The sequence below is a fragment of the Pseudomonas sp. St316 genome (genome assembly GCF_018325905.1).
Taxonomy (GTDB): domain Bacteria; phylum Pseudomonadota; class Gammaproteobacteria; order Pseudomonadales; family Pseudomonadaceae; genus Aquipseudomonas.
The window spans coordinates 1,372,632-1,394,409 of the sequence record NZ_AP021901.1; the positions used below are offsets into that span (position 1 = coordinate 1,372,632).

The following is a 21,778-nucleotide window of genomic DNA, read 5'->3' on the forward strand; positions in this document are numbered from 1 at the left end:
GCTTGTCTGTGGGAGCAAAGCTTGCTCGCGAAACAGGCGCCGCTATACCTGAAGGATTGCATCGCTTTCATCGCGGGCAAGCCTTGCTCCCACATAAATCCCCTCACAACCGCGGCGCCGGCACTTGATCGAGCAGTTGCCCCAGCACCTGGTCCACCGTCAGCCCTTCGATATCCAGCTCCGGCGCCAGTCGCACCCGATGGCGCAGCACGGCCAGGGCGCAGCCCTTGATGTCATCCGGCACGACGAACTCGCCACCGCGCAACAACGCCCGTGCCCGGGCGCACCGGACCAAGGCAATCGAGGCGCGCGGGCCGGCACCGAGGGTCAAGCCCGGCCAACTGCGGGTGGTGCGGGCCAGGCGCACGGCGTAGTCGAGCACCTGGTCGTCCATCGGCAGGTCGCTGGCGATGCGTTGCAGCACCTGCACGTCCTTGGCCTGCAACACCGTGCGCAACGGCTGCACGTCGAGCATGTCGGCGCGGGTCGAGCGGCTGACTTGACGCACCATGTCCAGCTCCTGGTCGGCGTCGGGGTAGTCCATGCGCACCTTGAGCATGAAGCGGTCGAGCTCGGCTTCCGGCAGCGGGTAGGTGCCTTCCTGTTCGATGGGGTTCTGGGTGGCGAGCACCATGAACGGTTGGGTGATGGGCAGGGCGCGGCCTTCGAGGGTGACCTGGCGTTCCTGCATGGCTTCGAGCAGCGCGGCTTGGGTCTTGGCGGGTGCGCGGTTGATCTCGTCGGCCAGCAGCAGGTTGGTGAACACCGGGCCCTTGCGCAGCTTGAACTGCTCGGTCTGCAAGTCGTACACCGCATGCCCGGTGACATCGCTGGGCATCAGGTCGGGGGTGAACTGGATGCGCGCGAACTCGCCGGCGAAACAGCGGGCCAAGGCCCGCACCAGCAAGGTCTTGCCCAACCCGGGAACGCCTTCGAGCAGCACGTGGCCGCCAGCGATCAGCGCCGTGAGCACATCGTCGATCACCGCGCCTTGGCCCACCACTGCCTTGTGCAACTCGGTGCGGATCGCCTGGGCCAACTGACTGGCGCGCTGGCGCTGTTGGACGGCGTGGGCCTGGGCGTCTACAGGTTCGTTCTGTTCAGTCATAAGGCATTCCTGAGGGTTTGCAAATGGGCGACCTGGCGGCAGAACTCTGCGCTGGACAGGCGCTGTTTCGGCCGTGGGCTCAAGGCCTGGCTGATGGCTCGGGTGGGTTGCCGGGTCAGGCGGGCGAGGACCTGCCATTGTTCGGCGACGGCCAGTTGTTCGAAGCCTGGGTGAAGATGGCGTGCCCGGCGCAGCAGGTCTTGTTGCAAGGCGTGCAACACGTGTTGCTGGCCGTTGTGACGCAGGTGGAAACCGGCGCTGGCCTGTACGTGCTCTTCCAACTGGCGCCGCGCCTTGGGGGCCGGTTGTTGCAGCGGGCCATGACGCACCGCCGAACGCCAGAACCACAGGGCAATCAAGGCGAGCAGCGCCACCAGCGCCTGGGGGAAGTAGCGCAGCAGCAGGGTCAGCAGGTTGTCGTGGTCGGTGTTGTACAGCAGCGTGACGTCCGTGTCGGCACTCAAATACCAGAGCAACCAGGCGTTGTCGTACTGCTCGATGTTCTCGTTCTTCCACAGCTCGGCGTCGGTAATTACGGTGATCGAGCCCAGGCCGAGGTTCAGCTGCATCATGTGGGTCGACAGCGCGCTGTTGGCCCAGGCCTGGGCCAGGTTATGCGGGTCTTCGAGGTGGAAGTCGGTGTCAAAGCCGATATACGCCGGTGCCTCTTCGTCTTCCAGGTAGAGCTTGGTCAGTTCCGGGTAACGGTCCTTGATCAGTTCGGGTGTCGGTTCCTTGAGGTCCTTGCTCAACAGTTGGCGCAAGCGTACTCGGTCGAGCAGCAAGTCGCCGCTGCTGCCGGTGCTGTCGTCCCACAAGGCTTCGGCGACGAAGAGCAAGCGCCCGCCGGCCCGGGTCCAGTTCATCAACTGTTCGACTTCCCGTGGCGTCATGTGGGTTCGCTCGCCCAGCAATAGCAGGCTGTGCTGGCGAGGCTCCAGGGTGGGCAGCACGTTCAGGCTGTTGGCGTGCTCGACGTTGATACCCTGCTGGCGCAGGAAAAGTTCGGCGGCCAGGTAAGGATTGGCCTGGGCTTGCGGGGAGGGGCCGTGCTCGATGGTTTCCTCGTAGGGCACGGCCTTGGCGTAGAGGTAGAAGGCCAATGCGCCCACCAGCGCAACCAGCACGGCGCCGATCAGCCACCCTGCGCGCCGACTCATCGGGACGCTCCCGGACCGAACAGTCCGCGCCAGCCGTCACACAGTTCCTGTTGCAAGTGTGCCGGCGGAGGGCGATGCCCATAGGCAATGTTTTGCCAATGCAAGGTCAGGCTTTTGCTGAAGCCCAGCAGGTTTTCCTGCTCGAGCTGTTCGACGCGTTGCAACACCTGGCCTTCGGTGTCGGCTGGTTTCAAGGGGATCTTGAAGTCGTGATGCAATCGGCTGAGCAGCGCCCGGTACAGCAAACCCAGGGCTTCACGGGGTTGCGTGGCCCACAGTTGTTCGACGCTGGCGGCCACGTCGGCGGGCAGGCTCTCTTCGCGAATATCCAGGCCGAACATGCGTGCTGGGGCCGCTCGTTCCACTGGCAGGCGCTGCGTCGGTCGACGATTGGCCAGGGCCTTGAACCTTTCACGGTAACGCCAGGCCAGCCAGACGATTGCGCCCACCAGGCAGGCCCACAGCACCACTTGGATCAATGCCGCGGCGATGTCGAAGCGTTGGCTGCCGAGCCACTTGAACAGGGCCTTGAGCCAGCTCGGTTTGGCCTCGGTCTCTGTTTCGGTCTCGGGGGATTTGGCGGTTTCTTCGCCGAAACGATAACGGGTGACGGTCTCGGGATTCTTGAAGGGCGGGGCATCGAGGATCGCCTTGATGCCGTCCCGGGAGGCTTCGCTGGTGATGGGTTGGTTGAGCAGCCGCGGGCTGTCGGGGCCGTTGCTGTCCTCGGCGGCGAACGCCGGGGGCGCCAGCGGCAGTAGCATGAACGCCAGCAGCATCAACACCGGGGCCACGCCACTCAGGCGCTGGCGCAGGCGCCGGAACACCAGCTCGATGTCCCACGCTTCGAGGATCGTGCGCCGGTTCAGGTAGAGGCTGAAACCGCAGGCGACATACACTGGCTCCCACAGGATCAGCAGCAGCGGGTAGAGGAAGTTGACCAGGTGTTCGAACCACAACCAGTCCTGCTCGGCCGCTGACACCAGCGTTTCCCAGTCCCATTGCAGTTCGACTTGTTGCGGTACGAACAGATAGAACAGGGCCATCAGGCCGAACCACAAGGCGGTTTCCAGGTGCACGCCGATGATGGTCAACCATTGCGCTGCGCCGTGGTTGCGTTGCAGCAATACCCGCAAGCGCTGCGTCCGTGCCTCACCGGCAAGCCCCTCGAGTTGCACCACGGGCATCAGGAAGCTGCGGCTCAGGCTCAGCCTGCGCCAGGTCAGGCTGGCCAGCAACTGGGGCTTGAGCAGCGCCGGCCACTGGCGCAAGGCTTGCCTCAAGGTGGGGGTTTCGCCGAACAGCGCCTTGGACAGAATGTACAGCGGCAGACGGTCGAAGGCCGGCTTCAACCACCAGAACAGCATGACCACCAGCGAAGGTGAATCCCACAGCAGCACGGTCAGCAACGCGTACACCGGCAGTGTGATGATCGCCCAGCTGGTCATCAGCAGGCGTCGATGTTGCTGGCTCATCAGCACGCCCAGGTCCATGGCTTCCCAGGTGGTGCGTGGGCGGATGACGACGGTGGCATCACTCAGGCGCATGGCGGACCCGTCCGGCAAGCGACAGATAACTGATCACCAACAGCCACAACAAGGTGCCCACCGTGTATTTGGTGGCGGGCGTCACGGCGCTGGAAGACCAGTAGGCCTCGATGAACGCGGCAATGAGCAGGAACAGCATCACACCGCCGATCATCAGCACGCTTTTGCCCGCGGCGAGCCGCAGGGCCTCGCCCCGGGTCAGGCGCCCCGGCGCGATCAAGGCCCAGCCCAATTGCAGGCCCGCGGCCCCGGCCAGGGCGATGGCGGTGAGTTCGAAGGCGCCGTGGCCGATCACGAACGACCAGAACGTTCCCCCGGAGCCAATCTGGGTCAGGTGCCCGGCCACCGCGCCAATGGTCAGGCCATTGAAAAACAGGAAAAACGCGCTGCCCAGCCCAAACATCAAGCCACTGGCAAAGGTCTGAAAGGCAATGCCGATGTTGTGCATGATGTAGTAGCCAAACATGACCCAGTCCTCGCTGGCGGCCCGCTCGATCGAGCGCCCCAGGTGCCCGGACGCCGGGTCATACATGCTGCGGATCTGGCTGATTTCGTCGGCGCCGAGCACGCTGTAGACCAGTTCCGGGAACAGGTAGACCAGCAGCCCGATGCCGACCAGGCTGCCCAGGAACATCAGGCTGGCCGCCAGCACGAATCGCCATTGTTCACGCACCAGTCGGGGGAAGCCGACCAGGATAAAGGCCGAGAGGCTGACCGATGGCCGGCTGCGGTCCCGGTAGAGTTGCTGGTGACCGCGCAACGCCAATTGTTGCAGCGTGTCGACCAGCAAGCTGCTGTAACCCCGGGCCTGGGCCAGTGCCAAGTGATGGCAAAGCCGTCGGTAGGTGGCAGGGAAGTCGCTGCTCTGGGGCACGCTGCGGCTGCGCTCCAGTTGGTCGAGTTGCCGGGACAGATGGGCCCATTCCCCTTGGTGACGGCTTTCGAACAGGCTTTGCTTCATGTTGGCCCCAACAGGCCACGGGCGACGCCATTGAGTTCGGCGGCGGCGTGCTGCACCTGGACGTTCAATGGTGCGGCCAGGACGGCAGCCAGTTCGTTGACTCGCGCCTGGGACAGTTCTGCCTGGCGTTCGGCGAAGCCCAGCACCGCGCGTTGTTCATGCAGGCTGAGGGTGAAAGGCGTTCGTATCGGGGGGGCCATTGGCAATGCGGGGCGTTTGACCGGTTGTTCGCGATACACCACCAGCGTGCCGGCCGCGAGGTCGCCCAAGCGCTTGAATGCAGGATGTTGCAGGCAACAGATGGCGCCGAAGGTGTAGCCAAAGGGCAGCATGTCGACGAAACGCAGGAGGTTGCGGATCAACGACGCCGACCAGCCGATGGGCCGGCCGTCGTCCTGCACCACGCGCAGTCCCATGATCTGTTTGCCGGGAGAGCGCCCCTGGTTGAGCACCTCGAACAGCACCATGTACCACCAACTGACGACAAACAGCAGGATCGAGCCCAGGCCGACCCCCAGCTCGCCGAAAAACGCCAGGACCAGGAAGAAAAAACCCAGGACCAACCCGCGTATGCCCAGGTCGATGGCGAAGGCGATAGCACGCGGCATCAATCCCGCCGGGCGCAGCGGCAGGTCGATGCCTTCGGGCGTTTCAACCTGATAGCGCGTGTCCAAGGGCGCGGGCAGCGTCGCGTTCCTTTGCAGTGCTGGTGTCTCGAGCATGGGCAACCTGTGATGGGCCAGACCGAAGGTTCAATCTTGGCCCAGATGCTAGCAGTCTTCGTGCGGGCAAACGATACAACTGTGTGTGTCATTTCATGGTTTGCAACGAGATTGAGCGCGCGAACACAGATCCCCTGTGGGAGCGAGCTTGCTCGCGATGACGGCGTTACATTCAACCTCAATGCAAACTGGCCCACCGCCATCGCGAGCAAGCTCCCACAGGATGGGGGCACCCTGCATTGGCATTCAAAAGTTACAGGACTGCTGGTCGCAGGCAGGTTCGAGCGCCTAGACTTCGCCAGTCTTCAGTTCAGGAACAGCCCGTGACTTCCATTTTCTGGTACGACTACGAAACCACCGGCATCAACCCGCGTTGCGACCGACCCTTGCAGGTGGCGGGTATCCGTACCGATTTCGAGCTCAATGAAATCGACGAGCCGGTGAACCTGTATTGCCGGCCCAGCGATGACATCCTGCCCCATCCGGCGGCCTGTGCGATTACCGGTATCACCCCGGCATGCCTTGCCGAAAAAGGCTTGAGCGAAGCCGATTTCATGACCCGCATCCACGGGCAACTGGCCGCGCCCGGTACTTGTGGCGCTGGCTACAACACCCTGCGTTTCGACGATGAAATGACCCGCTACAGCCTCTATCGGAATTTCTTCGATCCGTACGCGCGGGAATGGCAGGGCGGTAATAGTCGCTGGGACCTGATCGATCTGGTGCGCGCCGCCTACGCGCTGCGCCCCGATGGCATTGTCTGGCCGCAAGAGGACGGTCGCGTGACCCTCAAGCTCGAGCGCCTGACCGCCGCCAATGGCATCGACCATGGCCAGGCCCACGATGCATTGTCGGACGTGCGCGCAACCATCGCCCTGGCCCGGCTGATTCGTCAGCAGCAGCCCCGGCTCTACGACTGGTTGTTCCAGTTGCGCAGTAAACAGAAGGTGATGGACCAGATCCGCCTGTTGCAGCCCATGGTGCATATTTCTGGTCGCTTCTCGGCGGCGCGCAACTACATCGGTGTGGTCTTGCCGCTGGCCTGGCACCCGAAAAACCGCAACGCCCTGATCGTCTGCGACTTGCACCTGGACACCCAGGGCTTGCTGGACGACGATGCCGAAAGCCTGCGCCAGCGTTTGTATACCCGCCGTGAAGAATTGCTCGAAGGTGAGTTGCCGGTGCCGCTCAAGCTTATCCATATCAATAAGTGCCCGGTGATCGCGCCATTGTCGGTGCTGCGTGCCGAGGACCAGCAGCGACTGGAACTGGACATGGAGGGCTATCAGCAACGGGCATTGCGGCTAACTGACGCACAGAAAGTTTGGCAAGATAAACTTCAGGCTATTTATGGTCGCGAGGATTTCACCGCCAGCGAGGATCCCGAGCAACAGTTATACGCGGGCTTCCTGGGGGATCGCGATCGACGTTTATGTGAACAAGTCCGTATGGCTGACCCCGCGCAATTGGCTCAAGAACGCTGGCCTTTCGATGATGAGCGTTTACCAGAACTATTGTTCCGATATCGCGCGCGCAACTTTCCAGACACGTTGAATCCTGAAGAGCAGGAGCGTTGGAGACTTTTCTGTCAACAACGGCTGTCTTCCCCGGAGTGGGGCGCGCCTAATACCTTGGAAAGTTTTGATGCGGCGATGGGGGAGTGGATGGACCTGTCTACACCCGTGCAGCAAGAAGTACTCAGGGAGTGGCAGGGTTACAGCCAGCAATTGCGCAAGCGTTTAAGCCTTGAGCCGCGATGAAGTGAAAAGATGACAGGCAAAAAAAACGCCAGCAATCGCTGGCGTTTTTTTGTTCGCTAAGAACGGTGCGAACCGGTGAGGCTTAGCCCAGCAGGGTTGCCCAGCCTTCAACCACGTCACCGCCCCACTTGGCTTTCCACTCTTTCAGAGTCTTGTGGTTGCCACCTTTGGTTTCGATGACTTCGCCGTTGTGCGGGTTCTTGTATTGCTTAACTTTGCGAGCGCGTTTGGTGCCGGTAGTTTTCACAGCGCCACGGGGTGCTTTGCTCGACTTGGCTTCTGGGTCCAGCAGGGCAATGATGTCGCGCAGCGACTTGGAGTATTCGCCCATCAGAGTGCGCAGTTTGCCTTCGAATTCAAGCTCGGTTTGCAGTTTGTCGTCTTGGGACAGGTTTTTCAGGCGAGCTTGCAGTTCTTTGATGGCTTCTTCTGTGGCGCGGTATTCATTGATCAAGGACATGTGGACTACCTTATGTAGGACGCGGGTGACAAGGAGACAGTGCGGCAATAGTAATCAGACAGTTTCATCAAGTAAACATTTAACCGATGTTTTATTTAATTAATTAGTGCTGTGCCACAAAAACGCCTGTTGCAGTTAAATACCGCGACAGAGTCTTCACATCTGTTCACGCATATAGCCTGCTTTCCCGGGCCACGCCGGTCGTGGCCTGGGGCCGTCGCCGAGGATCTGGCGTGTAATCGATACTGCAGTTTTGTCGCGCAATGGCTAGAATGGCCGCCTTTGCGAAGTTCTGGAGTTTCCCTAATGCGCACTTTTCGTCTGGTGATTGCTTGCCCGGACCGCGTCGGCATCGTTGCTAAAGTCAGTAACTTTCTGGCGTCCCATAACGGCTGGATCACCGAAGCGAGCCATCACTCGGACAATCAAAGTGGTTGGTTTTTCATGCGCCACGAGATTCGTGCCGACTCGCTGCCCTTTGGTATCGAAGCCTTTCGTGAAGCGTTCGCGCCCATTGCCGAAGAGTTCTCGATGGACTGGCGTATCACCGACACCGCGCAGAAAAAGCGCGTGGTGCTGATGGCCAGTCGTGAGTCTCACTGCCTGGCCGACCTGTTGCACCGCTGGCACAGCGATGAGCTCGATTGCGACATCGCCTGTGTGATTTCCAACCATGACGACTTGCGCAGCATGGTGGAGTGGCACGGCATCCCTTACTACCACGTGCCGGTCAACCCGCAGGACAAGCAGCCGGCGTTCGCCGAAGTCTCGCGGCTGGTCAAGCAGCACGATGCCGAAGTCGTGGTGCTGGCCCGCTACATGCAGATCCTGCCACCGGCCTTGTGCAGCGAATACGCCCATAAGGTCATCAACATCCACCACAGTTTCCTGCCGTCGTTTGTCGGTGCCAAGCCTTACCACCAGGCGTCGATGCGCGGTGTGAAGCTGATTGGCGCCACCTGTCACTACGTGACTGAAGAGCTGGATGCCGGCCCGATCATCGAGCAGGACGTGGTGCGCGTCAGCCACAGCGACAGCATCGAAGACATGGTGCGTTTCGGCCGTGACGTGGAGAAGATGGTGTTGGCCCGGGGCCTGCGTTATCACCTGGAAGACCGGGTGCTGGTGCACGGCAACAAGACCGTGGTCTTCTGACGACACTGCAAAGGGCCTGGACGAGCGATCGCCGGGCCTTTTTTCATGAGGTTCGCCATGACCGATCCGTTGGACAAAGCCACCTCCAAAGCGCCGGCGACCCTGGGCGAGGGCTGCCTCAGCCGCTATGACCCCGATGCGTTGGGGCCGGAGGACGGCACTGAGTTTCCCGATGCCGCGCAATTGTGGGAGCAACTGCATCCCCAGGACGAGCCCGAACAGAAGCCGTGATACGTCAAGCCTGCCTGAGCCTGATCAGTTTCTTGAGCAACGGTCGCCCGACCATCAGGAAGAACACCGGCCCACCGGCCACCAGATAAAAGTAATAGGTCACCGCCCGCCAGATCAGAATCGCCGCCGCTGCGGTGGATTTGCCCACCATGGGCGCCAGCAGCGCCGCCGAAGTCAATTCGGCCGCCCCGGCGCCGCCCGGCAGCAGGCTGAACTGCCCGGCGCTCAAGGACAGCATCTGGATCAGGAAACACCAGGCCCACTGCAAATCCGCCCCCAGCCCCTTCAATGCCAGGTACAACACGCTGTAGCGCAGCGCCCAATGCAGGCAGGTCAGGCCGAAGACCTGGAAGAGTGTTTGGCGTGGCAACTTCAACGTGTCGGTGAACGCCGCCAGGAAGCTCAGGATCTTGCGTGCCCAGCGTCGGCGAGTGAGGGTTTTTACACGCAGGTGACGCAGCAGTCGGGCGCCCAGCAGAATCAATCTGCGGTGATACCGGGCCACCAAAACGCAGCCGAACAGCCCGCCGAACAATGAAATCGCGCTTAACGCCAGCATCCATTCCATGCGCTGGCTGAGGTTCTGGAACAGCGCGTAAAACAGAATGCCCACCAAGGCGCAGAGGAAGAACAGCAAGTCGCTCAACTGGTCCATGGCAAACACCGCACTGCCATGGGCCGGGCGCACGCCGTTGCGCGCCAGCAGGGCCATCAGCGTCAGCGGGCCGCCACTGCCACCGGGCGTCGCGCACATGGCGAACTCGGTGGACATCACCACGCCGACGCTTTTGAGCCCGCCGATGCGCCCACGGTGTTCCCCCAGCAGCAGGCGCAAGCGCACGGAGTTCAAGCCCCAGCACAGCACGATCATGCCGAGCATGGCCAGCAGTAGCGACAAGGGAAAGCGCTGCACCCGCGACCACATTTCCCCGCCGCCGACCAGCAGCGGAACCAGCAGCGCCGTGAGCAGGGCGGCGCCCAGCCAGATCAGCCGTTTCATGCGGCGCTGCGGGCCCGCAACCCCTGGGTCGCCAGCCAGCCGACTTTGGTCATGGGGACACGACCGTCGTTGAGCAGGCGTTCGAGGGTGCGCAGCCAATAGTCCCGGGAAAAGGTATGGCGCATGTCCACCGGGTGCAGGCCCAGGCGAATCACCGGGGCCTGGCGCCAGCGCTGTTCGCGTTGGTCACTGATGACTTTCGACAGGCCACGGCGCCAGGCACTGCGGGCACTCCAGACCAGACCCGGCGCATCGATGGCGGTGAAGTCAGGTAGGCGATAAAGGTGTTGGGTGTCACTGGTGTAGCTCAGCGGCAGCTGGCGCAGGGCCTGGCGCGTGCCGTCGCTCATCAGCCAGGCCGGGGCGACGAAACCTTCCAGTGGCCAGTGGTAGCGCTCAAAGGTGTCGATCCCGGCGCGCAGGCGGGCGAGGGCGGCGGCTTGGGACAGGTTGTAGAACTCACCCTCATGGGTATAGACCCGGCGCATGAACCAGTCCTTGGGGTGGCGGGCGGCAGGGCCGTCGTCGCAATGGTAGTAGCCATGCAACACCAGTTCGTCGCCGCGCTCGACCCGGCTATCGAGCAGACGCCGAAAGCCGGGGTGAGCCTCCAAGGCATTGTTGCGATGGAAGTCCGGCACCACCAACCAGGTCATCGGCACCTGGCCGAGGGCGTCAACGGCTTCGACGAAGGGCTGGTAGTCGGGCCAGGTTTGCGGTGCCACGTCATGCAGCACCAGGAGCACGCTGGGCGAGTGATTCATCGACACGGACCGGCCCTCAACCATTGGCCAGCAGTGGCATCTGCTCGCCGAGCACGGCGTAGTAGTGCCCTAGCAAACTGTTGACCACGGTATCCCAGGCGTAATGACGCTCCACGTGCCGGCGTGCCAATACCCCCCGACGCTGACAGCCTTCGGCAAACAGTTGGCGCACGGCATTGGCCATGGCCTGTGGATTGTTGGGCATGCACAACAGGCCACAGTCTTCATCGACGATTTCGGTGAAGGCCCCGGCGGCTACCGCCACCACCGGAATACCGCTGGCCATGGCTTCGAGGATTACCAGGCCGAAGGTTTCCTGGTCGCCGGCGTGCAGCAGGGCATCGGCGCTGGCCATGAGCCGCGCGACTTGCGACGCCGGGCAGAATTCATCGACCACCGTGACGTTGTCCGGCACCACGGCGGGCATCGACGAGCCCACCAACAGCAGGTGGTAGCGCTCGCCCAGGCGTTTCATGCACTTGAGCAGCACCGGCAGGTTTTTTTCCTTGGAGCCGCGACCGGCGAAAATCAGCAGGCGCGCGTCCTCGGCGATGCCCAGTTCGGCGCGCAACTCCGGGTCGCGGGCGGCCGGGTTGAAGGTTTGCAGGTCGACGCCCAACGGTTGCACGTAGACGTTCTTGACCCCCAACCCAATCAGTTTGTCGGCCATGACCTGGCTCGGCGCCAGGACCCGGTCAAAATTGCCGTACAACTTGCTGACATAAGCTTCGATGTTGGGGGTGAACCAGTTGCCCATGCGGTTGCTGACCAGCAGTGGCAGGTCGGAGTGATAGAAACCGATGACGGGTACGTCGAGCTGGCGACGGGCATCCAGCGCGGCCCACGCCGTGAGGTAGGGATCGCCGACTTCAATCAGATCGGGCTGAAGATCGCGCAGGACATTGCGCCAGGGCGCCAGGCGAAGGGGGAAGCGATAGCCCTTGCCGAACGGCAGTGCTGGGGCCGGAACCTTGTAGATCCCATCGTGCTCGCTCAAATGCGCGCCGGGAATCAGCAGGCTGTGACGAATACCGGGCCGATCGCCCAGGCGCCGGTGCTTGGCATCCAGATAGGTGCGCACGCCTCCGCTGGCGGGGGCGTAGAACATGGTTATGTCCGCTATATGCACGATGAACGTCCCTCCGGTCTGTGTTCTCCTGTGTTGACCTTTAGTAAGAATAGATGTTCGGTTGGGGTTGTGGGGGCGGGGTGTCAGTGGAGTATTGCCGGGTTTGACAGGGACTCATCGCGAGCAAGCCCGCTTGCACATGGGGTCTGTGCCTCCCTGTGGGAGCTTGCTCGCGATAGGGCCAGTCGGGGTTCGCAGGCTATTATTCCTGGCGCCAGGGGCTTAATGCGCCAGGCATGCTTTTATATAAGCGTGCAAAATGGCGTCATATCGCAAACACCACGGGTGACCACATGCCTGACTCATCGCAACTCGTTATCGGGGCCGACCTTAGCGGCCAGCCCATCGCCCAGGCCATGCGCCTGGCGAACCGTCATGGTCTGGTGGCGGGTGCCACCGGTACCGGCAAGACCGTCACCCTGCAGCGCCTGGCCGAAATGTTCAGCGACGCCGGCGTGGCGGTGTTCGCGGCGGACATCAAGGGTGACCTGTGCGGCCTTGGCGCGGCGGGCAACCCCCAGGGCAAGATCGCCGAGCGCATCGCCGGCATGCCTTGGCTCCATCACAAACCCCAGGCTTACCCGGTGACCTTGTGGGATATCCACGGCCAGTCCGGTCATCCGCTGCGCACCACCTTGAGTGAAATGGGTCCATTGTTGATCGGCAGCCTGCTGGAGCTGACGGACAGCCAGCAGTCGGCGCTCTACGCCGCGTTCAAGGTGGCCGACCGCGAAGGTCTGTTGTTGCTGGACCTCAAGGACCTGAAGGCGCTGCTCAACCATCTCAGGGACAACCCCGAGTTGCTGGGGGACGATGCGGCCCTGATGACCACCGGCTCAAGCCAGGCGTTGTTGCGGCGCTTGTCCACTTTGGAGCAGCAGGGCGCGGATGCGTTGTTCGGCGAGCCGGCCTTGCAGCTCGAAGACATCCTGCAACCGGCCAGCGATGGCCGTGGCCGCATTCATTTGCTTGACGCCAGCCGTCTGGTCCATGAAGCGCCGAAGGTCTACGCGACGTTCCTGTTGTGGCTGCTGGCCGAGCTGTTCGAGCAGTTGCCTGAGCGCGGTGATGCGGACAAACCGCTGCTGGCGCTGTTCTTCGACGAAGCGCACCTGCTCTTTGCCGGGACGCCCAAGGCTTTGCAGGAGCGCTTGGAGCAAGTGGTGCGGCTGATCCGTTCCAAGGGCGTGGGGGTGTATTTCGTGACCCAGTCGCCGGGCGACTTGCCGGACGACGTGCTGGCGCAGTTGGGTTTGCGCATCCAGCACGGGTTGCGGGCCTTTACTGCCAAGGAGCAGAAATCCCTGCGGGCAGTGGCCGACGGTTTCCGGCCCAACCCGCAGTTCGATGCCTTGGCGGTGCTCACCGAACTGGGCATTGGTGAAGCCTTGGTGGGCACCTTGCAGGAAAAAGGTACGCCGGAAATGGTCCAGCGGGTGTTGGTGGCGCCCCCGCAATCGCGCATCGGGCCGCTGAGCGAGGCCGAGCGCGCCGGGTTGATCGCCCATTCACCGTTGCAAGGGCGCTATGACAAACCCATTGATCGCGAATCGGCCTATGAAGTGCTGATGGGCCGCAAAGGGCTGGAACCGCAGGCCGAAGAGACGCCGGGCAAGCCGACGCCGGAAGAACCGAGTTTCACCGAAAAAGCCGGCGAGTTCCTTGGCAGCGCGGCCGGCCAGGCGCTTAAATCGGCGATGCGCCAGGCGGCCAATCAGTTGGGCCGGCAATTGGTGCGTGGGTTGATGGGGTCGTTGCTCGGTGGTAGCAAGCGCCGGTAGGTCTGGACTCAACCTGTGGGCGCGAGCTCGCGATGGCGGTTTAACCGGCGAAGAATATACCGACTGACCTGGCGCTATCGCGAGCAAGCTCGCTCCCACAGGGGACCTGTGTCGGGCACAAAGTTTGTGTCCGCTGAAGACCTACTGTGGGAGCGAGCTTGCTCGCGATGGCGGTTTAACCGGCGAAGAATAGGCCGACTGACCTGGCGCTATCGCGAGCAAGCTCGCTCCCACAGGGGGACCTGTGCCAGGCACAAAGTTTGTGTCCGCTGAAGACCTACTGTGGGGGCCTGCTCGCGATGGCGGTTTAACCGGCGAAGAATAGGCCGACTGACCTGGCGCTATCGCGAGCAAGCTCGCTCCCACAGGGGGCCTGTGCCGGGCACAAAGTTTGTGTCCGCTGAAGACCTACTGTGGGAGCGAGCTTGCTCGCGATGGCGGTTTAACTGGCGAAGAACAGGCCGACTGACCTGGCGCTATCGCGAGCAAGCTCGCTCCCACAGGGGACCTGTGCCGGGCACAAAGTTTGTGTCCGCTGAAGACCTACTGTGGGGGCCTGCTCGCGATGGCGGTTTAACCGGCGAAGAATAGGCCGACTGACCTGGCGCTATCGCGAGCAAGCTCGCTCCCACAGGGGGACCTGTGCCGGGCACAAAGTTTGTGTCCGCTGAAGACCTACTGTGGGAGCGAGCCTGCTCGCGATAGCGATTCAACAGGCGCCGAAAATCTCAGTCTTTGGGCCTGGCATGCGCCGCCAATCGCTCCAGCGCCGCCCGCAGGTTGGGATCGGTGATGCCGTCCGCCGTGGCCTGGATAGTCGCCGCGGCGTCGGTGGACAAATCCAGCGTGTGTCCCTTGACGCCGACCTGGACGGTGGGCGGTTGTACCTTGAACAGGATCCGCGTCAGGTTGGCGAATTCTTCGAACGCCTGGAGTTGGCGCAGCAGGCGTTTTTGCTGGTAGCGCAGGCGTGTGGCCCAGTGACCGTCGGTGACGATCAGCAGCAAGCTGCCTTCGCGCCAGGAGGCCACGTGGCAGTGTTCGCGCGCGGCCGGTTGCAACTGGCTGTCGAGCAGGCGTTGCAAGTGGCCCAGGCGTTTGGCGTGGCCGAAGATGGCTTTCAGCGGCTTGGCTTCGCGCAGCAGAACGGCGGGCGCCTTGGCTGGAAGTGGGCGAAAGGCCATGAATGAATACCGCAAGTGACAGAGGCGCCATGGTAGCAGAAAGCGCCGGATGCGCCTGGACCCTCTCACCCTGCGGCTTTTGGGGGCACAATCAATAAGTAACTTCTGCTCTTTATGGGTTGAAGTTCGCGCAAAAGCCCTTATTTTATGCAAGCCCCGTCACAGCGCTGTGCCAGCATCGTGGAATAACGCCACTTTCCTCTCCATCGTTTCCGGGTAGAATGCTCGTTCGCATGCGGCCATGAGGGCTGCACGGGCGACTCACGGGGCCGCCCTCCATCCCTTTAGTGTGGAAGATCCTGCCGATATGTTTGCGCCTTTGTTAAAGAAACTTTTTGGAAGCAAGAACGAGCGTGAAGTCAAACGCATGCTCAAGACGGTACAGACTGTCAATGCCTTCGAAGAGCAAATGGTGGCCCTTTCGGACGATCAGTTACGCGCCAAGACTGCCGAATTCAAGGACCGCATCGCCAAGGGGGAAACCCTTGATCAGCTCCTGCCTGAAGCCTTTGCGGTCGCCCGTGAAGCCGGCAAGCGGATCATGGGCATGCGTCACTTCGACGTTCAGTTGATCGGCGGCATGACCTTGCACGAAGGCAAGATCGCCGAAATGCGGACCGGTGAGGGCAAGACCCTCGTGGCGACCTTGGGCGTGTACCTCAACGCACTGTCCGGCAAGGGCGTGCACGTAGTGACGGTCAACGACTACCTGGCCCGCCGCGACGCCAACTGGATGCGCCCGCTCTACGAATTTCTCGGCCTGACTGTCGGCGTCGTCACGCCGTTCCAGCCGCCGGAAGAGAAGCGCGCCGCCTACGCCGCCGACATCACTTACGGTACCAACAACGAATTCGGGTTCGACTACCTGCGCGACAACATGGCGTTCAGCATGGAAGAAAAATTCCAGCGTGAACTCAACTTTGCCGTGATCGACGAAGTCGACTCCATCCTCATCGACGAAGCCCGTACCCCGCTGATCATTTCCGGTCAGGCCGAGGACAGCTCCAAGCTGTACATCGAGATCAACAAGCTGATCCCGCAGCTCAAGTTGCACGTTGAGGAAGTCGAAGGCGAAGTGACCCAGGCCGGGCACTACACCGTTGATGAGAAGACCCGTCAGGTCGAACTCAACGAAGCGGGTCACCAGTTCGTCGAGGAAATGCTTACCCGTATCGGTTTGCTGGCCGAGGGCGAGAGCCTGTACTCGGCTCACAACCTGGGCCTGCTGACCCACGTTTATGCTGGCCTGCGTGCGCACAAGCTGTTCCATCGCAACGTCGAGTACATCGTGCAGGACGGCCAGGTCGTACTGGTGGACGAACACACCGGCCGTACCATGCCGGGTCGGCGCCTGTCCGAAGGCCTGCACCAGGCCATCGAAGCGAAGGAAGGCCTGAACATCCAGGCCGAGAGCCAGACCCTGGCCTCGACCACCTTCCAGAACTACTTCCGCCTGTACAACAAGCTGTCCGGCATGACCGGTACCGCTGACACCGAAGCGTTCGAATTTCACCAGATCTACGGCCTGCAAGTGGTGGTGATTCCGCCGAACAAGCCGCTGGCCCGTAAAGACTACAACGACCTGGTGTTCCTGACTGCCGACGAGAAGTACGCGGCGATCATCAACGACATCAAGGAAGGCATGGCCCAAGGCCGTCCGATCCTGGTGGGTACCGCCACCATCGAGACCTCCGAGCACATGTCCTCCCTGCTCAACAAGGAAGGCATCGAGCACAAGGTCCTCAACGCCAAGTTCCACGAGAAGGAAGCCGAGATCATCGCCCAAGCCGGTCGCCCGGGTGCGCTGACCATCGCCACCAACATGGCTGGCCGTGGTACCGACATCCTCTTGGGCGGCAACTGGGAAGTGGAAGTCGCCAGCCTGGAAAGCCCGACCCCCGAGCAGATCGCGCAGATCAAGGCCGACTGGCAGAAACGTCACCAACAGGTGCTCGAATCCGGCGGTTTGCAGGTGATCGCTTCCGAGCGTCATGAGTCACGCCGTATCGACAACCAGCTGCGTGGCCGTGCCGGTCGCCAGGGCGACGCCGGTTCCAGCCGCTTCTACCTGTCCCTGGAAGACAGCCTGATGCGCATCTTCGCCTCTGACCGGGTGAAGAACTTCATGAAGGCCCTGGGCATGCAGCCAGGCGAGGCGATCGAGCACCGCATGGTGACCAACGCCATCGAGAAGGCCCAGCGCAAGGTCGAAGGCCGCAACTTCGATATTCGCAAGCAATTGCTCGAGTTCGACGACGTCAACAACGAACAGCGTAAAGTGATCTATCACATGCGTAACAGTTTGTTGGCCGCCGACAACATTGGCGAAACCATCGCCGATTTCCGCCAGGACGTGCTCAACGCCACCGTCAGCGCCCACATCCCGCCGCAGTCGCTGCCGGAACAGTGGGACGTCGCCGGCCTGGAAGCTGCCCTGCAGAGCGACTTCGGCGTGGCACTGCCGATCCAGCAGTGGCTCGACGAAGACGATCACCTGTATGAAGAAACCCTGCGCGAGAAACTGCTGGCCGAACTGATTGCGGCCTACAACGAGAAGGAAGACCAGGCAGGCGCCGAGGCGCTGCGTTCCTTCGAGAAGCAGATTGTGCTGCGGGTACTGGACGACTTGTGGAAAGACCACCTGTCGACCATGGACCACCTGCGTCACGGTATCCATTTGCGCGGTTACGCCCAGAAGAACCCGAAGCAGGAGTATAAGCGCGAGTCCTACACGCTGTTCTCCGAGTTGCTCGACTCGATCAAGCGCGACTCTATCCGTGTGCTGTCCCACGTTCAGGTTCGCCGCGAAGACCCGGCCGAAGAAGAAGCTCGCCTGCGCCAGGAAGCCGAAGCCCTGGCTGCGCGCATGCAATTCGAACACGCCGAAGCCCCGGGCCTGGAAGTGGTCGCCGAAGAGGGCATCGATGTGGACGTCGCCTTGGCGACCGCACCGGTGCGCAACGAGCAGAAGCTGGGCCGTAACGAACTGTGCTATTGCGGTTCGGGCAAGAAATACAAGCATTGTCACGGGCAGATCCAATAAACCCGCTCCAACGCTGAACCACCCGCGCCGCGACCGGATTTTATCCGTCGCGGCGTTTTGCCATTTTGATTCGCCGTCTCGATGAGGACGGCGTCGATATACATCTCATTTAGGAGCGCATTCATGGCTGTTGGTCTTGGTCCGTTGCCAACGTTGCACCCGGTTGCCGGTTTTGAACTCGGTATTGCCTCGGCGGGCATCAAGCGCCCCGGGCGCAAGGACGTCGTGGTCATGCGTTGCGCCGAAGGCTCGACGGTCGCAGGCGTGTTCACCCTCAATGCCTTTTGCGCCGCGCCGGTCATCCTGGCCAAGCAGCGCGTGCAGGGGCCGGTGCGTTACCTGCTGACCAACACCGGGAACGCCAACGCCGGTACCGGTACGCCAGGCCTGGCCGCTGCCGAACGCACCTGCGCCAAACTGGCGGAGCTGACCGGTGTCGATGCCAGCCAGGTGCTGCCGTATTCCACGGGCGTGATCGGCGAGCCGCTGCCGGTCGAGAAGATCGAAGGCGCGTTGCAAGCCGCTCTCGATGACCTGTCGGAAAACAACTGGGGCGCAGCCGCCACCGGCATCATGACCACCGACACCTTGCCCAAGGGGGCGAGTCGCCAGTTCGAGCACGATGGCGTGACCATCACCGTCACCGGTATCAGCAAAGGCGCCGGCATGATCCGCCCGAACATGGCGACCATGCTCGGCTACATCGCCACCGACGCCAAAGTCTCGCGTCAGGTGCTGCAAGACCTGATGCTTGACGGTGCCAACAAGTCGTTCAACCGCATCACCATCGACGGTGATACCTCCACCAACGACTGCTGCATGCTGATCGCCACCGGCAAGGCCAACCTGCCTGAAATCACCGAAGCCAGCGGCCCGTTGTTCACCGCCTTGAAGCAGGCGGTGTTTGAAGTGTGCATGGAAGTGGCCCAGGCCATCGTGCGTGACGGCGAAGGCGCGACCAAGTTCGTGACCGTGCAGGTCAACGGCGGCGGCAATCACCAGGAGTGCCTGGATGTCGGCTACACCGTGGCCCACTCGCCGCTGATCAAGACCGCGCTGTTCGCCTCCGACCCGAACTGGGGCCGGATCCTCGCCGCCGTTGGCCGTGCCGGCGTGCCTGAGCTGGACGTGAGCAAGATCGACGTGTTCCTCGGCGAAGTCTGCATCGCCAGCCAAGGCGCTCGCGCTGCGACCTACACCGAAGCCCAGGGCGCGGCGGTCATGCAACAGGAAGAAATCACCATCCGTATCGAGCTGGGACGTGGTGATTGCAGCGAAACCATCTGGACCACTGATCTGTCCCACGAGTACGTCAAGATCAACGCTGAGTACCGGACTTAACCGGTTCGGGATCGAGTTGCTCCCATCGCGAGCAGGCTCGCTCCCACAGGGGTTTGTTGAGTGGCATCGATAGTGGTCTCAACACAAACCCAGTGTGGGAGCGAGCTTGCTCGCGATGGCGCCAGAACAGACACCTCGGAACCATAAGAAAGGAATCCCCATGAGCCTGCACCTGATCATCGGCGACAAAGATCTCTCTTCCTGGTCCTTGCGCGGCGCATTGGCCCTGGCGCTGACCGGCGCGAAGTACACCGAAGAGCTGGTCAGGCTTGACCAACCCGACACCCGCGAGAAGCTGCTCAAGTATTCGGCCACGGCCAAGGTCCCGTTGCTCAAGACCGAGTTCGGCGTGATCGCCGATTCCCTGGCGATTGCCGAGTACCTGGCCGAACAGTTCCCGGATGCCGGCCTCTGGCCCCAGGATGTGGCCGCCCGGGCCCAGGCGCGCTCGGCCTGTGCGCAAATGCACAGCGGCTTTTTCGCCCTCCGCAGCCACATGCCCTTTGACCTGCTGCACGATGCCCCGCTGTCGCCCATGCCGGCTGACGTCCAAGTGGAAATCGAGCGGATGCTGGCGCTGTGGGCCGAATGCCGTGCCGCGGCGACGCAAACCGGTCCCTACCTGTTTGGCCGCGTGAGCCTGGTCGATGCGTTTTTTGCCCCTGTTGCCGTGCGCTTGCGCACCTATCAGGTGAAACTGTCGGAGGTCGATGAGGCCTACGTCGAAACCCTTTATCAATGGCCAGCGTTCAAGGCGTGGCAACAGGCTGGCCTGGAGGACATTGCGCGGTGAAACGAGTCCATGTGGCGGCGGCGGTCATTCGCGATGCCGCCGGTAAAATCCTGATTGCCCGACGGGCCGACACCCAGCACCAGGGCGGCCTGTGGGAGTTCCCCGGCGGCAAGGTCGAGGCCGATGAGTCCGTCGAAACGGCCCTGGCCCGCGAACTTCATGAAGAGCTGGGCATTGTCGTCAATGCCGCCCGACCGTTGATCAAGGTGCGTCACGACTACCCGGACAAACAGGTATTGCTGGATGTCTGGGAAGTCTCGGCCTTCACCGGCGAGCCTCACGGTGCCGAAGGGCAGCCATTGGCGTGGGTGGCGGCCCGCGACCTGACGAACTATGAGTTTCCGGCGGCCAATCAGCCGATCGTCGCGGCGGCCCGTTTGCCGGGTGAATACCTGATCACGCCTGAAGGCCTTGAGACCCCGGCCTTGCTGCGCGGCATGCAGAAGGCGATTGCCGGCGGGATCAAGTTGGTCCAACTGCGTGCCCCCGGTGGCTACGACCCGAAATACCGCGATCTGGCGGTGGATGCGGCGGGGCTGTGTGCCGGCAAGGCCCAATTGATGCTCAAGGGGCCGTTCGAATGGCTGGGGGATTTTCCCTCCGCCGGTTGGCATATCACCGCCGCGCAACTGCGCAAGCATGCCGCGGCCGGTCGACCGTTCGGCAAGGACCGCTGGCTGGCGGCCTCCTGCCATAACGCCGAGGAACTGTCCTTGGCGCAGCAGATGGACGTGGACTTCGTGACGCTCTCGCCGGTGCAACCGACCCAGACCCATCCTGACGCACAGCCGTTGGGGTGGGCAGAGGCGGCGCGGTTGATCGAGGGCTTCAACAGGCCGGTCTATGTGTTGGGCGGGGTAGGGCCTGGCGAGCGGCAACAAGCCTGGGAAGCCGGGGCGCAGGGCGTGGCGGGGATTCGGGCGTTCTGGCCTGAAGCTTGATTCTGTGGTGTAGCCGCTGATGCCATCGCGAGCAGGCTCGCTCCCACAGGGGGCTGTGAGCGCCGCAGATCCAGTGTGGGAGCGAGCTTGCTCGCGATGGCGGCCTCAAGAACGATTCAACCCGCAGGCTTGGCCGCCGCTTCCCAAAGCACCTCCGCCACCCCTTGCCGCCGGGCAATGACCCGCGCCGCCACGAACAGCAGGTCCGACAACCGATTGATATAGGCCAGTCCCGGCCCTTCCAACGGTTCTACGGCGTTCAAATGCTGGCAACGCCGCTCGGCGCTGCGGGCCAGGCTGCGGCAGACGTGGGCCTGGGCTATCAACGTCGAGCCGCCGGGCAGGATGAAGTTTTCCAGTGGCCCCAATTCCTCGTTCCACCGGTCAATCGCCGCTTCCAGGCGTTCGACTTCCACTGGGGTCAGTGCCTGATAGGCCGGCATGGCCAGTTCTCCGCCGAGGTCGAACAACCGATGCTGACACGGTGTCAGTACATCAATGACGTCCTTGAGCATCGGGTATCGTGGTGTTTCAGCGACGAGCCCGGCCAGCAATAAACCCAGCTGGCTGTTCAGCGTATCCACTTCGCCGATGGCCTCGACCCGTGGGTGGTCCTTTGCCACGCGGCGACCATCGCCCAACCCGGTTTCACCTTTGTCGCCGGTGCGGGTGTAAATCTTCGACAGGCGAAAACCCAT

Annotated in this window: 19 protein-coding genes; 8 read left to right on the forward strand and 11 right to left on the reverse strand. The window is 62.3% G+C overall.

Annotated elements, in window-relative coordinates:
- Positions 1–103 precede the first annotated feature (103 nt).
- Genes KI237_RS06065 through KI237_RS06085 form a run of 5 tightly spaced genes read right to left on the reverse strand, consistent with a single transcriptional unit; the run spans position 104 to position 5,498 of the window.
- Entirely contained in the window at positions 104–1,108 is a 1,005-nt protein-coding gene (locus tag KI237_RS06065) for an AAA family ATPase (protein WP_212799207.1), read from the reverse strand.
- Positions 1,105–2,268: a DUF4350 domain-containing protein gene (locus KI237_RS06070; RefSeq protein ID WP_212799208.1), complete on the reverse strand. Its 1,164-nt coding sequence runs from the start codon at positions 2,266–2,268 to the stop codon at positions 1,105–1,107. The genes KI237_RS06065 and KI237_RS06070 overlap by 4 nt, the downstream gene beginning before the upstream one ends.
- Entirely contained in the window at positions 2,265–3,815 is a 1,551-nt protein-coding gene (locus KI237_RS06075; protein WP_212799209.1) for a DUF4129 domain-containing protein, read from the reverse strand. The genes KI237_RS06070 and KI237_RS06075 overlap by 4 nt, the downstream gene beginning before the upstream one ends.
- Positions 3,802–4,776 carry a stage II sporulation protein M gene (locus KI237_RS06080; RefSeq protein WP_212799210.1) on the reverse strand — a complete coding sequence of 325 codons (975 nt, stop codon included), beginning with the start codon at positions 4,774–4,776 and terminating at the stop codon, positions 3,802–3,804. The genes KI237_RS06075 and KI237_RS06080 overlap by 14 nt, the downstream gene beginning before the upstream one ends.
- The gene (locus KI237_RS06085; RefSeq protein WP_212799211.1) at positions 4,773–5,498 is read right to left on the reverse strand and encodes an RDD family protein; all 726 of its coding nucleotides are present in this window, start codon (positions 5,496–5,498) and stop codon (positions 4,773–4,775) included. Before KI237_RS06085 ends, KI237_RS06080 begins: the two co-directional genes overlap by 4 nt.
- A 323-nt stretch (positions 5,499–5,821) precedes the next feature.
- On the opposite strand from KI237_RS06085, the gene sbcB reads away from it, so the two are divergent.
- Complete coding sequence (gene sbcB, locus KI237_RS06090; protein WP_212799212.1) at positions 5,822–7,258, forward strand: exodeoxyribonuclease I; 1,437 nt, start codon at positions 5,822–5,824, stop codon at positions 7,256–7,258.
- 82 nt (positions 7,259–7,340) lie between these two features.
- Here the strand turns inward: sbcB and mvaT are convergent, their stop codons facing one another.
- Positions 7,341–7,718 (reverse strand): histone-like nucleoid-structuring protein MvaT, encoded by a 378-nt coding sequence (gene mvaT / locus KI237_RS06095; RefSeq protein WP_003205091.1) that lies wholly within the window; start codon positions 7,716–7,718, stop codon positions 7,341–7,343.
- 306 nt (positions 7,719–8,024) lie between these two features.
- On the opposite strand from mvaT, the gene purU reads away from it, so the two are divergent.
- Entirely contained in the window at positions 8,025–8,873 is an 849-nt protein-coding gene (gene purU, locus KI237_RS06100) for a formyltetrahydrofolate deformylase (protein WP_003178545.1), read from the forward strand.
- A gap of 57 nt (positions 8,874–8,930) precedes the next feature.
- On the forward strand, positions 8,931–9,104 hold the full coding sequence (locus tag KI237_RS06105; protein WP_003205087.1) for a hypothetical protein: 174 nt from the start codon (positions 8,931–8,933) through the stop codon (positions 9,102–9,104).
- A 4-nt stretch (positions 9,105–9,108) separates the two neighbouring features.
- Here the strand turns inward: KI237_RS06105 and gpgF are convergent, their stop codons facing one another.
- The 3 genes from gpgF to gpgS are packed head-to-tail and all read right to left on the reverse strand — an operon-like array spanning position 9,109 to position 11,997.
- On the reverse strand, positions 9,109–10,104 hold the full coding sequence (gpgF, locus tag KI237_RS06110) for a glucosaminyl phosphatidylglycerol flippase (protein WP_212799213.1): 996 nt from the start codon (positions 10,102–10,104) through the stop codon (positions 9,109–9,111).
- Positions 10,101–10,868 carry an N-acetylglucosaminyl phosphatidylglycerol deacetylase gene (gpgD, locus tag KI237_RS06115; protein ID WP_212799214.1) on the reverse strand — a complete coding sequence of 256 codons (768 nt, stop codon included), beginning with the start codon at positions 10,866–10,868 and terminating at the stop codon, positions 10,101–10,103. The genes gpgF and gpgD overlap by 4 nt, the downstream gene beginning before the upstream one ends.
- Positions 10,869–10,884: 16 nt before the next feature.
- A complete protein-coding gene (gpgS, locus tag KI237_RS06120) occupies positions 10,885–11,997 on the reverse strand; it encodes an N-acetylglucosaminyl phosphatidylglycerol synthase (protein WP_502937080.1) in 1,113 nt (370 codons plus the stop codon).
- Between the two features lie 293 nt (positions 11,998–12,290).
- On the opposite strand from gpgS, the gene KI237_RS06125 reads away from it, so the two are divergent.
- Positions 12,291–13,778: a helicase HerA-like domain-containing protein gene (locus KI237_RS06125; protein ID WP_212799216.1), complete on the forward strand. Its 1,488-nt coding sequence runs from the start codon at positions 12,291–12,293 to the stop codon at positions 13,776–13,778.
- Between the two features lie 728 nt (positions 13,779–14,506).
- Here the strand turns inward: KI237_RS06125 and KI237_RS06130 are convergent.
- Complete coding sequence (locus KI237_RS06130) at positions 14,507–14,962, reverse strand: DUF721 domain-containing protein (protein ID WP_212799217.1); 456 nt, start codon at positions 14,960–14,962, stop codon at positions 14,507–14,509.
- Between the two features lie 307 nt (positions 14,963–15,269).
- Between KI237_RS06130 and secA the strand changes: the two genes are divergently transcribed.
- The 4 genes from secA (at position 15,270) to KI237_RS06150 (ending at position 21,080) form a co-directional block, all read left to right on the forward strand.
- Positions 15,270–18,005, forward strand: a complete 2,736-nt coding sequence (secA, locus tag KI237_RS06135) for a preprotein translocase subunit SecA (RefSeq protein ID WP_212799218.1) — start codon at positions 15,270–15,272, stop codon at positions 18,003–18,005.
- Between the two features lie 123 nt (positions 18,006–18,128).
- Positions 18,129–19,346, forward strand: coding sequence for a bifunctional glutamate N-acetyltransferase/amino-acid acetyltransferase ArgJ (argJ, locus tag KI237_RS06140; RefSeq protein WP_212799219.1), 1,218 nt, complete (start codon positions 18,129–18,131; stop codon positions 19,344–19,346).
- A 160-nt stretch (positions 19,347–19,506) separates the two neighbouring features.
- Positions 19,507–20,139, forward strand: a complete 633-nt coding sequence (locus KI237_RS06145; RefSeq protein WP_212799220.1) for a glutathione S-transferase family protein — start codon at positions 19,507–19,509, stop codon at positions 20,137–20,139.
- Positions 20,136–21,080 (forward strand): Nudix family hydrolase, encoded by a 945-nt coding sequence (locus tag KI237_RS06150; protein ID WP_212799221.1) that lies wholly within the window; start codon positions 20,136–20,138, stop codon positions 21,078–21,080. The genes KI237_RS06145 and KI237_RS06150 overlap by 4 nt, the downstream gene beginning before the upstream one ends.
- Positions 21,081–21,196: 116 nt before the next feature.
- Here the strand turns inward: KI237_RS06150 and KI237_RS06155 are convergent, their stop codons facing one another.
- The gene (locus tag KI237_RS06155; protein WP_212799222.1) at positions 21,197–21,778 is read right to left on the reverse strand and encodes a cob(I)yrinic acid a,c-diamide adenosyltransferase; all 582 of its coding nucleotides are present in this window, start codon (positions 21,776–21,778) and stop codon (positions 21,197–21,199) included.